This is a genomic window from Massilia sp. IC2-477, from assembly GCF_020707265.1.
Classification (GTDB): Bacteria; Pseudomonadota; Gammaproteobacteria; order Burkholderiales; family Burkholderiaceae_D; genus Telluria.
The window spans coordinates 75529-88979 of record NZ_JAJFEQ010000005.1 but is presented as its reverse complement, the minus strand read 5'-3'; the positions used below and the strand labels follow the sequence as shown (position 1 = coordinate 88979).

General features: G+C 67.6%; 15 protein-coding genes. 10 read left to right on the top strand and 5 right to left on the bottom strand.

The window, feature by feature from the left end:
- Positions 1–11 precede the first annotated feature (11 nt).
- From LK542_RS11625 to LK542_RS11580, 10 genes are all read left to right on the top strand, one after another.
- Positions 12–1184, top strand: coding sequence for a diguanylate cyclase (locus LK542_RS11625; protein WP_227812029.1), 1173 nt, complete (start codon positions 12–14; stop codon positions 1182–1184).
- A gap of 160 nt (positions 1185–1344) precedes the next feature.
- On the top strand, positions 1345–1872 hold the full coding sequence (locus tag LK542_RS11620) for a hypothetical protein (protein ID WP_227812028.1): 528 nt from the start codon (positions 1345–1347) through the stop codon (positions 1870–1872).
- Complete coding sequence (locus LK542_RS11615; protein ID WP_227800870.1) at positions 1869–2150, top strand: hypothetical protein; 282 nt, start codon at positions 1869–1871, stop codon at positions 2148–2150. Before LK542_RS11620 ends, LK542_RS11615 begins: the two co-directional genes overlap by 4 nt.
- 26 nt (positions 2151–2176) lie before the next feature.
- A complete protein-coding gene (locus LK542_RS11610) occupies positions 2177–2386 on the top strand; it encodes a hypothetical protein (RefSeq protein ID WP_227800871.1) in 210 nt (69 codons plus the stop codon).
- A gap of 52 nt (positions 2387–2438) precedes the next feature.
- Complete coding sequence (locus LK542_RS11605) at positions 2439–3032, top strand: hypothetical protein (RefSeq protein WP_227812027.1); 594 nt, start codon at positions 2439–2441, stop codon at positions 3030–3032.
- Positions 3033–3107: 75 nt separating this feature from the next.
- Positions 3108–4106, top strand: coding sequence for a hypothetical protein (locus LK542_RS11600; protein ID WP_227812026.1), 999 nt, complete (start codon positions 3108–3110; stop codon positions 4104–4106).
- Between the two features lie 80 nt (positions 4107–4186).
- Entirely contained in the window at positions 4187–4981 is a 795-nt protein-coding gene (locus LK542_RS11595; protein ID WP_227812025.1) for an ABC transporter substrate-binding protein, read from the top strand.
- Between the two features lie 16 nt (positions 4982–4997).
- Positions 4998–8042 carry a response regulator gene (locus LK542_RS11590; RefSeq protein WP_227800875.1) on the top strand — a complete coding sequence of 1015 codons (3045 nt, stop codon included), beginning with the start codon at positions 4998–5000 and terminating at the stop codon, positions 8040–8042.
- On the top strand, positions 8039–9175 hold the full coding sequence (locus LK542_RS11585; RefSeq protein ID WP_227812024.1) for a two-component system response regulator: 1137 nt from the start codon (positions 8039–8041) through the stop codon (positions 9173–9175). Before LK542_RS11590 ends, LK542_RS11585 begins: the two co-directional genes overlap by 4 nt.
- Positions 9176–9381: 206 nt before the next feature.
- Positions 9382–9843 carry a hypothetical protein gene (locus LK542_RS11580; protein WP_227812023.1) on the top strand — a complete coding sequence of 154 codons (462 nt, stop codon included), beginning with the start codon at positions 9382–9384 and terminating at the stop codon, positions 9841–9843.
- Between the two features lie 38 nt (positions 9844–9881).
- Here the strand turns inward: LK542_RS11580 and LK542_RS11575 are convergent, their stop codons facing one another.
- From LK542_RS11575 to LK542_RS11555, 5 genes are all read right to left on the bottom strand, one after another.
- A complete protein-coding gene (locus LK542_RS11575) occupies positions 9882–10169 on the bottom strand; it encodes a hypothetical protein (RefSeq protein WP_036211798.1) in 288 nt (95 codons plus the stop codon).
- A gap of 179 nt (positions 10170–10348) precedes the next feature.
- On the bottom strand, positions 10349–10993 hold the full coding sequence (locus tag LK542_RS11570) for an ABC transporter ATP-binding protein (protein WP_227812022.1): 645 nt from the start codon (positions 10991–10993) through the stop codon (positions 10349–10351).
- Between the two features lie 12 nt (positions 10994–11005).
- Positions 11006–11797 (bottom strand): phosphonate ABC transporter, permease protein PhnE, encoded by a 792-nt coding sequence (phnE, locus tag LK542_RS11565; RefSeq protein WP_227812021.1) that lies wholly within the window; start codon positions 11795–11797, stop codon positions 11006–11008.
- Entirely contained in the window at positions 11794–12627 is an 834-nt protein-coding gene (locus LK542_RS11560) for an ABC transporter permease (RefSeq protein ID WP_227812020.1), read from the bottom strand. The genes phnE and LK542_RS11560 overlap by 4 nt, the downstream gene beginning before the upstream one ends.
- A complete protein-coding gene (locus LK542_RS11555; RefSeq protein ID WP_227812019.1) occupies positions 12627–13445 on the bottom strand; it encodes a phosphonate ABC transporter ATP-binding protein in 819 nt (272 codons plus the stop codon). The genes LK542_RS11560 and LK542_RS11555 overlap by 1 nt, the downstream gene beginning before the upstream one ends.
- Positions 13446–13451: the final 6 nt, after the last annotated feature.

Here is a 13451-nt window from a genome sequence, read left to right as displayed (position 1 = left end):
CGATTGACGAAATGACGAACCTGGACGCAAGCACGATGGTGCTGGTACTAGCCCTGGGCAACCTGGCCCTGTGCGCAGTGCTGACCTTTTTCGATCACGGACCGGTGCGTCCGCCAGCCCTTGCCGCCTGGGCGCTGTCGAAGCAGGTGCAGGCCGGCGCCTGGACCCTGCTGGTGCTGGGCGGCCTGGGGGTGGTGCCGGAATCGCTGGCGCTGCCGGGCGGCTACGCGCTGCTGTTCGCCGGCGTCGCCATCGAAGCCGGCGCGGCATGGGAAGAGGCGGGCCGCCATGGCTGGCGCCGTCCTACGCTGCTGGCCGGCGGGCTGGCGATCCTGGCCTTCTTCATCTGCTACCTGATCGACGAGCAGGGCCTGCGCAGCCTGGCCGCTTCGCTGCTGCTCGGCGTGCTCTACCTGAACGTGGCCGCGGCGCTCGGTTCCGGCTGGCGCCAGGCCAGCCTGCTGCAGCGCTTCCTGGCCATCCTGACCGCCGCGCTGGCGCTGGTGGTCGCGGCCCGCGGCCTGTCGGTGCTGCTGCTGCCGGGCGGATGGCGCTGGCTCTCGAGCGAACTGCTGCGCCAGCTCTCCAGCGCCGCACTGTACGGCCTCATGCTGGTCAACGGCTTCGGCATGCTGCTGCTGGGGCGCGAACGCATCGGGCGCGAACTGGCGCGGCTGGAAGTGGTCGACCCGCTCACCAATGTGCCGAACCGGCGCGGTTTCTTCAATGCGCTGGGCCCGTGGATGGCGCTGGCGCGCCGTCCCGGCCTGCCCACCGCCCTGGTGGTGCTGGACCTCGACCAGTTCAAGCGCGTCAACGACGGCTACGGCCACCCGGCCGGCGACGCCGTGCTGCGCCACGTGGTCGAGCTGTGCAAGCGCCAGCTGCGCGATTCCGACCTGGTCGGGCGCCTGGTGGGCGTCGAGTTCGCGATCCTGCTGCCGCGCACCAACCTCGACGAGGCGACCCTGGTGGCGGAGCGCATCCGCGCGGCGATCGCGAGTTCGCCGGTCAAGAGCGAGCGCGCCATGATCGCGATGACGGCCAGCTTTGGCGTGACCGTGATCCGCCCCGAGGACAGCACGGTAACCCTGTTCCAGCGCGCCGACGATGCGCTGCGGGCGGCCAAGGGGGCGGGGCGCAACCGCGTCAGCCAGGCGGTGGCGGCGCCGGTCGAGGCCTGAACCGGGTCAATCAGGGTCAGGTCTGACAATCGGACACGACCTCAACATACGTCCTGGACTAATGCAGAGATCGTGTCCTGATGTCAGACCTGACCCTGGGTAGACCGGTAAATGGCAAGCCGGGAATAGGCACTAAACATCCAAGAAAGGCTGTCTTGATATGGGCGTTCGCATCATTTTCAGGAGCAGTGTGCTGGCTTTGCTGCTGCTGGCATCCGCCGCCAGTGCGGAGCCGGTGAAATACTCGCCGCCTGACCAGGCCTTCGAAGTGGTCTTCCCCGCCAAGCCGGAGTGCAGCGCACGAAATGTAGAAGTTATGGGCAGAACAGTCGTCATGCATGTCTGCTCGTATTCGAACGTGGAAGCACAACTCTTCTATAGCGTGGACTTTTACGATGGGCTGCTGGTGCCGACGCACGTGCGCTCCGTCGACTTACTGAAGGGGGCGATGATTGGTGCCGCAGCGAGCACGAACTCCACGATTGTAGAAAGTCACAGCGTGGAAATCGGAGGATTTCCCGCCCTCGAGAGCGTGATGCGTGATCGGAGCGGCTTGATCTCGCTGTCGCAGTTTGTATTAGCGGACCAGCGCCTGTTTTCCATCCATTTTGCCGGATGGCCGAACCGTGTTCCGAAAGAGGCCGTCCGGATCTTTATGGAGTCGTTCAAGATCAACGCCCGGCCATGAATAAAACATGTCATTGCCCCACCCATGGCCAGCAAGGTATCGGACTCGTGTGTACCCATGTCGCTCACGCAATCGACGCGGGTGAGCGGGGCGGATTCTTCTGGGGAGACCAGACCGACCTCGCGCGGCCGGATGCCTGGTGCAAGGCCTGCGAGGACAGGCTGGTCGCTCTTGCCGGCAGCAATGCCGACGCATGGTTTAAGGAAGCGGGCTTCAAGATTTTCTGCTGCCTCTGCTGGGATGAGGCGAAGCAGGTCTGCGGTGGATTTTCCGTATAGCTCGGCGCGTTCACGATAAGGATTGCATGTTTAACTTCCTCCATCCCAGGCCCGTCGTCGACGGACGCGCGGTCGCCGTCAAGATCGTGCAGCAGAAGGGCGCAGACCGGCACGATACGCGCACGCTGATCGTGGCTACGCCAGGCGCCGATCCAATCAATCCTCCTCCAGCGGACGGGCACTCCGAGAAAGTGGTCGGTGTGAACGGGGCAACCGTGGTCAAGTCCGGCGTTTGAGCATCGCCCATCATCAGGCTGGCACGGCCGCCCACGCACGGATCAAGCGCCCATGATGCACAGTCCTCATTCCGACTATACAGCAGCGCACAAGCGCCGCCCCAGGTGCTCGCTGCTCGTGCTCCTTTTCCTGATAGCGGGGATATTCCTGCTGATGTACTTCGAGGGCCGTTTCGTCTTCCGCTACGCCGAGGCCTACACCAGGTTTCTATTCGTGTCGTGGCTCCTGATCACACCGTTTGTGCTCTATCGCATGACGGCTCCTTCCGTTTTTGCGACCAGGCTCGCAGACCAATATCCGACCAGATGGTTGCGAAAGTGGGTTGCCATGCCACTCTCGGCATCATTGGCAGTTGTCTTCGTGTGCTTGGCCCCGCTCGGGTGGATCTTCGCAATGGCGGCGTGGTCGGCTGCGGACGTACACCAGACAAGTGCCACCGCGATCAAGGTTGGAGAGTACTCCCGGCGAAAGGGCTGCGATCAGGTGGCGACCTTGAGGTTCAGGTCAGTCGACAAGGAGACCTGCCTGGACGCCCTTTATCCTCCATCCGCGATGCGCCCGGGCCAACTTCTGAATGTCGGTATTGCTCCCTCGCCGGTCGGGTTTCTGATCGTTTCGATCAAGGCTGCCGGCCTCGATTCGTGACACGACCCGATCGGCTGCGTCACATTCCCGTCATATCGCCGACGTATCCTGCGGCAATTCGCAGCAGGACCGTCCATGATTCCTCATCCTACCGATTCCCCTCGCTACGCCGCCGTCGAACTCGGCTCCGACAGTTTCCGCCTGCACGTCGGACGCATCGAGCACGATGAACTGGTGCTGGAAGCGACTTTGAACGAGCGCGTCGCGCTGGCTGCGTCCTTCGAAGACGACGGCAGCCTGTGCGAAGCGGCGATGCGGCGAGCGCTGGGCTGCCTGCGCGAGTTCGCCGATACGCTGGACGCGTGGCGCCCGCAGGCGGTGAGGGTGGTTGCCACCGCCGCGCTGCGGATGGCGCGCAATGCCCCGGTGTTCCTGCCGGCCGCCGAGCAGGCGCTGCGCCGTCCGATCGAACTGGTCGCAGGTGGCGAGACCGGCCGCCTGGTCTACCTGGGCGTGGCCAGCACGCTGGATGCCGCCGACGCACCTGGCGGCGCGGCGCGCCTGGTGATCGACATCGGCGCCGCCTCGACCGAACTGGTGCTCGGCCGCGGATCCCATATCGAGCGCGTCGAATCCTTCCCGATCGGCGCGGTGCGCCAGAGCCTGAGCTTCTTCGCCGAGGGCCACATCGACGCCGCCGGTTTCGACGCCGCGGTGCGCTCGGCGCGCAGCCGCTTCGCGGACTCGGTGCTGTCCGGGCGCGGCTGGGCGCTGGCCTATGGCGCCTGCGGCACCGTGCGCGCGCTGAGCGAGATCGCGCGCGAGGACGGGATCGACGGCGGCTGCCTGAGCGGCGCCTGCCTGGGCATCCTGCGCGAACGCTTCCTGCAGGCCGGCCACGTGGCGCGGGTACGCCTGGCCTGGCCGGCGGCCGCACGCGTCCCCCATCTGGCCGGCGGCCTGGCCCTGCTGACCGCCCTGGTGGAAGAGTGCGGCCTGCTGGAAGTGGAACCGGTCCATGCCGGCCTGCGGGTCGGCGCGCTGTGGGACCTGCACCGGCGCGCTACTCCTGACGCGGCGCCTTCACCCCCAGCATGGGGGCGGCCAGGGGCGGATTGTCGTTTTCAGGGTTAAAGCCCCGTTTTTACTGTTGTTTGGAAACATCTAATGGCATACTTCCATTGTTCGTTCAACCACGTTTGCCATTGCTTTCCATGCGCCGCTTTCTCTTGTTCGCGTTGGCCGCTTGTAGCGCGGCGGCCCAGGCCGCGCCCGGCGAGCGCATCACCCTGTGCTTCGAGCGCCAGGAAGTGCGCCCGTGGCGCACGCTCGATGGCGGGGGATTGAATTTCGAGCTCTTGAGCGAAGCTGCCAGGCGCACCGGGGTCAGCTTCGACTTCCAGAGCATGCCCTGGAAGCGCTGCCTCGAGCAGCTCAAGGCGAACCAGGTGGGCGGGGCGTTCGCCGTCAGCTTCAGCCGCGACCGGATGTCGCTCGGCGCCTATCCCGGCGTGAGCGGCAACGAAGCCGAGCCGCAGGCCGACGCCTCCAAGCGCATGCATACCGATACCTATGTGCTGGCGCGCTTGCGCGGCAGCCGCGTGGAGTGGGACGGCAAGACCTTCCGCAACCTCGACGGGCGCATCGGCTTCCAGCTCGGCTATTCGGTGGGCGACTTCCTGCGCGCCCAGGGCGTGCAGACCGACGACGGCAGCCAGCGTTCCGATGAACTGGTGCAGAAGCTGATCGCGGGCCGGCTGGCCGGCGCCGCGCTGGGCGGGAACGATGCCGCGCGCCTGATGCGCGGACCGTATGGCAAGCGGCTCGAACTGCTGCCGGTGCCGCTGGTCGAAAAGCCGTATTTCCTGGTGCTGTCGAGCGCCCTGGCGGCAAGCCGGCCACAATTGGTCGCGCGCCTGTGGGAAGCGATCGAAGCGGTGCGCAACAGCCCGGCCTACCGCAAGCGCGAGCAGCAGGCCACCAGCATGCGTCCGGGGGCGGCCTATTAGCCGCCGCAGGGCCCGGGTGCGCGTGGTGCCGCGCCGCCTGGTCGAGAACTGGCGCCAGAACATCGTGTTTCGGCTCGGCGCCGGGATCGTGCTCGCGGTCGCGCTGTCGACCGGCGTCTTCACCACTTACACCCTGCATACCCTGCGCCTGGATGCCGACGCCCGCCTGCAGGAGCGCATCGAGCGCCAGGCCAAGGTGCTGGAGCAGGCGCTCGCCCGGCCCCTGTTCGACATTAACAGCGCGGCCGTGAACTCGGTGGTGGATGCGCTCGGCGCAACCCCCGAGGTGCAGACCCTGCGCGTGCTGGCGCCGGACGGCAGCCTGATCGCGGCGCTCGGCAACCGCGACGACGCCGAGGCCGACCTGCGCCTGCGCCGCCGCATCACCTACAACGACGGCACCCGCACCTATTCGGTCGGGGCGATCGAGCTGGCCTTCTCGCGCGAGCAGATCGACCAGGACCTGCGCAGCCAGATCGTGCACACGGCCGCCGCCAACATCCTGCTCACACTGGCCATCGTCGGCTGCGTGTTCCTGGTGGGGCGCCGCATGTCGCAGCCTTTCGCCGACATCCAGGACGCGCTCGAGAAGCTGGCGCGCGGCGAGACCGACATCCGCCTGTCCGGCATCGGCCGGCGCGACCAGGTCGGGCGCCTGTCGTCCGCGGTGCGCAGTTTCCGCGACACCCTGAACCGGCTGCGCCAGGCCGAGCAGGTGACCAACGGCCTGCTGCGCGAAAAAAGCCGCATCGAGCAGCAGCTGCGCGAACTCAACGAAGACCTGGAACAGAAGATCGCCGCCCGCACCGAGGAACTGACGCAGTCGAACCTGCGCGCGGAAGCGGCCAACGTCGCCAAGTCCGAATTCCTGGCCAACATGAGCCACGAGATCCGCACGCCGATGAGCGCGATCATCGGCATGGCCTATCTGGCGCTGCGCACCGATCTCAATCCCAAGCAGCAGGACTACGTCGGCAAGATCCACCGCGCGGCGTTGTCGCTGCTGGGGATCATCAACGACATCCTCGACTTTTCCAAGATCGAGGCCGGCAAGCTCGACGTCGAGCAGGTGCCGTTCTGCCTCGACGAGGTGCTCGGCAACGTGGCCAGCGTGACCAGCCAGCGCGCCGCCGACAAGCGCCTCGAATACCTGTTCCACGTGCCGCATGCGGTGCCGCGCAAGCTCGTGGGCGACCCGCTGCGCCTGGGCCAGGTCTTGATCAACCTGGTCAACAACGCCGTGAAATTCACGCCGGCGGGCGAGTTGCAGCTGTCCTGCATTCCGCTCAAGGGGGCGGAGCCGGGGCGCGTCAAGCTGCGCTTTGCGGTACGCGATACCGGCATCGGCATCGCCGACGAGCAGCAGGCCAAGCTGTTCCGCGCCTTCAGCCAGGCCAACGGCTCGACCACGCGCGAATACGGCGGCACCGGCCTCGGTTTGTCGATCTCGCAGCAGCTGGTGGGCCTGATGGGCGGACGGATCGCGGTCGACAGCGCGCCCGGCGCCGGTTCGACCTTCCACTTCGACCTCGATTTTGCCCTGTCCGGCGAGCCGGAATCCACGCTGGTGGCACCGTCAGAATTGACCGGCGCGCGGGTGCTGGTGGTGGACGACAGCGCGCTGGCGCGCGCCATCCTGCGCGAAGCGCTGGCGGCGCTGCCGCTGCGGGTGGAGTGCGCCTCGGACGCGCGCCACGCGGAAGGCGCGATCATTGCCGCCGACGCCGCCGGCATGCCATACCGCCTGGTGCTGACCGACTGCACCATGCCGCGCATGGACGGCATCGAACTGGTGCGGCGCATCACCTCGAACAAGGACCTGTGCGCGCCGCCGCTGACCGTGCTGGTGACGGCCTTCGGGCGCGAAGACGTGCAGGCCAGTGCGGAAGAGGCGGGCGTCAACGGCTTCCTGTTCAAGCCCTTCGTGCAGTCGGCATTGTCGAATACCCTGGCCGGCCTGTTCAGCAACGCGCCCGCCGGCGCGGCCGGCGCCGGTGTGGTGCGCGCTCAGCAGCACGGGGCGCGCGTTCTCGTGGTGGAAGACAACCTGGTCAACCAGCAGATCGCGCGCGAACTGCTCGAGGCCCAGGGCGTGGACGTGGACGTCGCCTCGACCGGCCACCAGGCCCTGGAAAAGCTGGCGGCGGCGGGCCCGGGCGGCTACCGCCTGGTCCTGATGGACCTCGAGATGCCGCAGCTGGACGGCCACGAAGCCACCGTCGAACTGCGCAAGGATCCACGCTTCGATGACCTGCCGATCGTCGCGATGACGGCCCACGCGCTGTCCGAGATCCGGGAGCGCTGCCTGAACGAGGGCATGCAGGACTACATCACCAAGCCGGTCGATCCGGAAAAGCTGTATGCGACGCTGGCGCGCTGGATGGGCAAGGCGATGCCGGCGCGGGCTGCGCTGCCGGCGCCCGACCTGGCGCCGCTGCCCGGCCTGGTCGGCATCGATTCGGCCTTCGGCCTGAGGAACGTGGGCGGCAACAGCGCGCTGTATGTGGAGCTGCTGGACCGCTTCCGCGCTTCCCAGCGCGACGCCGGCTGCAGCATCCGCAGCGACCTCGATGGCGGCCGCCTGCGCGAGGTCGCCAGCCGCGCCCATGCGCTGCGCGGCGTGGCCGGCAACATCGGCGCGCGCGACGTGATGTCGCTGGCCCAGGAGATCGAAGAGCAGGCGGTACGCAGCGCGCCGCACGACCCCTCGCTCGACCGCAGCGTCGGCGCGCTGGAACGCGCGCTCGCCGACCTGATGGATTCGCTCGACACGTATTTCGCCAACGCCCCCGAAGTACCGGCCGCCGCGCCGGCATCCGGCGGCCAGGACAACACGCTTGACGCCGCCCAGGCCGTGGCCCAGCTGGAAAGCCTGCTGGCCGAGTTCTCGGGCGAAGCCACCGACTATTTCGACACCGTGCGCGCTCCGCTGGGCCGCCTGCTCGGCCCGGGCGCGCTGGCGCGCCTCGAGGCGCACCTGTCGCGTTACGAATTCGAAGAAGCGCGCCAGGTGCTGGCCCAGGCCAACGGCGCTTCTTCCTCCATTGCGGAACACATATGAGCGCAGCCCTGAAGGACAAGCAGGCATACCGGCCGACGATCCTGATCGTCGACGACACGCCGGACAACATCATGCTGCTGTCGCGCCTGCTGAAGGACAAGTACAACACCAAGGTGGCCACCAACGGCAGCACCGCGCTGCAGGTCGCCGCGGCCACGCCCGACCTCGACCTGATCCTGCTGGACGTGATGATGCCCGGAATGGACGGCTACGAGACCTGCCGCCAGCTGAAGGCGAATCCGGCCACCACCGACATCCCGGTGATCTTCCTGACCGCCAAGAACCAGATCGAGGACGAGGCCATGGGCCTGTCGGTGGGCGCGGTGGACTACCTCGGCAAACCGATCAGCCCGCCGATCCTGTTCGCGCGCGTGTCGACCCACCTGACCCTGCGCGCGGCGCGCAAGCTCCTGCAGGAGCACAACCAGAACCTCGAACGCATGGTCGAGCAGCGCACCGCCCAGCTGCTGCTGATGCAGGAAGCCCTGATCCTGGCAATGGCCTCGATGGCGGAAATGCGCGATGGGAAGGTGTACGCCAAGAGCGCCAACCACATCCGCCGCACCCAGAACTACATGCGCGCGCTGGCGATGAAGCTGCGCAGCCACCCGCGTTTCGCCGCCAGCCTGACCGACGAGAACATCGAGCTGATGTACAAGACGGCGCCGCTGCACGACATCGGCAAGGTCGCGATCCCCGACCACATCCTGCAGAAGCAGGGCAAGCTCGACCCCGAGGAATTCGAGGTCATGAAGCTGCACGCGGCCTATGGGCGCGACACCATCATGCTGGCCGAGAAGCACCTGGGCGGCACCAACAGCTTCCTGATGTTCGCGCGCGAGATCGCGCACTCGCACCAGGAGAAATGGGATGGCAGCGGCTATCCGGAAAACCTGAGCGGCGACGAGATCCCGCTCGCGGCGCGCCTGATGGCAGTGGCCGACGTCTACGACGCGCTGATCTCGCGCCGCGTGTACAAGCCGCCGTTCTCGCACGAGCAGTCGCTCGAGATCATGCGCCAGGGCCGCGGCAGCCATTTCGACCCGGACGTGCTCGACGCCTTCTTCACGCTCGAAACCGAATTCGCCCGCATCGCGCAGGAATTCGCGGACGAGGAAGAGGCCGGCGAGTAGGGTGGGCGGGTTTCCCGCCCACGCGGTGATTGCTAGCGGCTTCGCTCTCGCGCCGGATAGTCTTGCAGCAACCTATCACTGCGTGGGCGGCATAGGGTGAACTGGTCCACCGGACCAGTTCACCCCTACGTTCGTTTGAGCTGCGCCTTGGCATGCGCGGGGCATATCGACTATATTGTTTAGTTCGTTGAACAATGGAGTCCGTAATGCCCAGGAAGTCAGCTGCCGTTCCGGCGGCAGCAAAGGGAGCCGCGCGCGCAAAAGCCGCGCCGGCAAAGGCCGCGAAGCCCGCGGCGAAACCGGCGGTCAAACCCGCAAAAGCAGCCAGGCCCAGCGTCAAGAGCGCCGTCAAGGCGGCCGCGAAAACGCTGGCAGCACCCGCGCCCAAGCGCGCCGCGCGCAAGGCGGCGTCAAGCCCGGTGCGCGAGCCAACACCGAGCAGCACGCGCCCGGTGCTGGTGCGCGACAGCTTCACCATGCCCGAGCAGGAATACGCCGTGCTTGCCGACGTCAAGCAGGCCTGCCTGCGCGCCGGCATCGACGTCAAGAAGAGCGAACTGCTGCGCATCGGCGTGGCCCTGCTGGGCCAGGTCGATATCGCTACCCTCAAGTCGGTGCTGGCGGCGCTGCCCCAGCTCAAGACCGGCCGGCCTCCAGCCGCGTCCTAGCGCGTCCTGCGCCACGACGCGGCTGCGGACCGGCCGCGCTAGTGGATCGAGGCGCTGGTCAGTTCCTTCAGTTCGCGGATCGGGATGTTCGATTTCTCGTGCATGCGCAGCAGGATGGTCGCGCCGACGTTCAGCTTGCGATGGCGGATCTTGCTGATGATCGGCGGCTGCACCTCGAGGACCCGGCACAGCTCGGCGTCATTCTTGAGTTGCATGCGCTCGATCAGGGTGTCGAGCAGTTTGTTGGGCACGAAGCTCGACGGCTCCAGGGCACGAGCCCGGTGCATCGCGGCGAGCATTTCCTGTTTTTTCTGTCGTACGCTCATGTTGCTTCTCCGAATATGTAAACATGGATTCGGGACAGATCGACTTGTTCTGGAAATACACCCCGGCCTCTTGTGAGAAGGTTTTGGTGGCGGGTCGTTGTGATATTACTACGATTGCGCTCCACACGATTTACGAATTGAGCGTAACAAACCGTAAGTTCGTTCTTTCCGCGAGGAATTTACGCTAATTTCAATCCGGAACGGGTCAGGAGCAGCACCTGGTCGGCCATGGCGGCCGCGGCGTGCGAGTGGGTGACCATGATGGCGCCGGCGCCGCTGGCGCGCGTTTCGCGCCGCAGTAGCGACAGAATGCCCTCGGCCGTCTCGGGATCGAGGTTGCCGGTCGGTTCGTCGGCCAGCAGCAGGGCGGGGCGATGCACCAGTGCGCGCGCAATGGCTACGCGCTGCAGCTCGCCGCCGGATAGCTGGCGCGGAAAGTCGGCGCCGCGTCCCTGCAGGCCGACGGCGTCCAGCATCTCGTCCGCACGCGCATCGGGCGCGCGGTTCAGCAGCAGCGGCAGCGCCACGTTCTGGCGCAGCGTCAGGTGCGGCAGCACGTGGAAGGCCTGGAAGATGAAACCCATCCGGGTGCGGCGCAGGCGCGTCGCGGCGTCGTCGTCGAGGGCCGACATGGGCGTGCCGTCCACGATCACCTGGCCGCCATCCGGCGCGTCCAGCCCCGCGATGATGTTCAGCAGGGTCGACTTGCCGACGCCCGACTCGCCCATGATGGCCACGAACTCGCCGGCGCGAAAGCTGTGCGACAGCTGCGACAGCACGGTGCGCCCGCCGTAAGCCTTGCTCAAGTTGTCGAGTACGAGCATGGTGGTCCTTCTCTAGCGTGTGAGGGCGCGGCGCAGGGCGAAACTGGCGCCATCCACGGCTGCGACCAGCAGCAGCATGGCGACGATCACGGTGGCGGCGCTCTGCATCTGGAACAGCGACAGGTGGTACTTCAGCATCTGTCCCAGGCCGCCGGCGCCGACCACGCCCAGCACGGCGGCGGCGCGGATGTTGTTCTCCCAGCGGTACAGGGTGTAGGACAGCATCTGCGGCAGGGCCTGCGGCAGGGTAGCGTACAGGAAGGCGGCGAGCGGCGCGGCGCCATTGGTGCGCAGGCTGCTTTCCGGCAGCGGCTCGACGTTCTCGAGGGCGTCGGCAAACAGGCGTCCCAGCACGCCGCTGGTGTGGGCTGCCAGCGCCAGCGTGCCGGCAAACGGCCCCAGGCCGGCCGCGACCAGCAGCAGCGCGGCCCACACCAGTTCGGGAATCGAGCGCAGGATGTTGAGCAGCACCCGGGTCGCGCCGCGCGAGGCGCGGCCCAGGCGGCCAGCGGCCGGCAGCGCCAGCAGCAGGCCACCGATCACGGCCAGCAGGGTTCCCACCAGCGACATGGCCAGGGTTTCCCACAGCGCCCCCAGGGTCTTGCTGAGAAATGCCGGGCTGGTCTCGGGCGGCGTGAAGCCGGCCAGGAATTCGCTGGCCGAGCCGAGCGCTTCCGGGGTGAAGAAGGCCGACCACTCTAGCTGCAAGGAGGCGAAGCTGGCTACCACCAGGGCAAGCAGGGCGGCCAGCAGCAGCGGGGTGCCGATGTTGCGCGGCGGCGGAGGCGGCAGCTTCGGCTTCATCCCAGCCTCCGGCGCAGCAGCTTCGAGACCAGGTCGGCCAGGGCGACCAGCAGCACGAACACGATCAGCATGGTCGACACTTCGCCGCCCGCCATCATCTTGGTCGATTCTTCCATGCGCTGGCCCAGTCCGCCGGCGCCGACGAAGCCCATCACCGCCGAACCGCGGATCGCGCACTCCCAGCGGTAGACGGTATAGGACACCAGTTCGGCCGCCGATTCGGGCAACGCGCCATACAGCAGCGCCGGCAGACGCCCGCTGCCGTTGGCCAGCAGACTCTCCAGCGCGTGCGCGTCCGAGGATTCGAGGATCTCGGCATAGACCTTGGCCAGCATGCCGCAATAGGTCAGGGCGATGGCGAGCACGCCGGCGGTCGGCCCGAGGCCGACGATACGCACGAACAGCAGCGCCCATACCAGTTCCGGCACGCTCCTGAGCAGCACCAGCACCCAGCGCGCCAGCTGGCGCACCAGCATGGCGAGCGGACGCATGCGCCCGGTGCCGAGGCGCGAAATCGACAGGCGCTCGGTAATCAGCATGGTGGCGGGAATCGCGCCCAGCAGGGCCAGCGTCAAGCCGGCGGTGGCGATCGCCACCGTCTGCCAGGTCTCGCGCAGCACCAGCACGAGGAATTCGGCCCCCGTCGCCGGATGCAGGAAGTCGGACAGGAAGCCCCAGGCAGCCGCCAGGCTTTGCGGGTCGAACAGCAGCCAGGGCTTGAACTCGCTGGCCGTGAGCATGGGCCACAGCAGCAGCAGGCACACGACGGTGGCCGTGACGCGGCCGCGCCAGGCCGGGTCCGGATGCGCAGCCCCCTTCAGTGCCGCCATCAGAAACAGGCGCCCACGGCGATGCGGTCGGGCGATTCGTGCGGATGTCCAGGGTGGGGCTGCACGGTCTCGTTGTCGTAGAGCGCGGCGATCATGGCGTCGCTCACCTGTTCGCGCGGCGCGTCGAACACAATGCGGCCGTCGCGCAGGCCGACCAGGCGCGGGAAGTGGGCGCGCGCCATCTCGACCTGGTGCAGGCTGCATACCAGCGAGGCATTGCGCGCCGCCGCTTCCTGCTGCAGCGTGGTCAAGGTGTGCTGGGCCAGGGCCGGGTCGAGCGCGGAGATCGGCTCGTCCACCAGCAGGGCTTCGGCGTCGGAGAGCAGCAGGCGCGCCAGGCCGCAGCGCTGGCGCTCGCCGCCCGACAGGCGGTCGACGCGCGCATACAGCTTGTCGCCCAGGCCGAAGCGCGACAGGGCGGCATGCGCCGCGTCCGGGTCGCTCGGGCGCACCAGCGAAGCAAAAGCCTGCCACAGGCTCATGTGCGGCAGGCGGGCCGCCAGCACCGCCGTGACGACGCGCTGGCGCGGCGGCAGCGGCGGGGTCTGCGGCGCCAGGAACAGGCGCGCGCGCAGGCGGTGGCGCTCGGCCTGGCTCAAGGTCCACGGGTCCTGCTCGAAGGCGGTGAAACTGCCCTCGGCCGGCTGGTGGGCGCAGGCGAGGGTGGCGAGCATGGTGGTCTTGCCGGCCCCCGAAGGGCCGATCAGGGCCAGCTGCTCGCCGGGTGCGACGACCAGGTCGAGGTCGACCAGGGCGGGGGCGGCATGCCGGGCGGCCGCCAAATGCCGTACCGTGAGTTTCTCGAGCCGGAAGCTCATCGACTG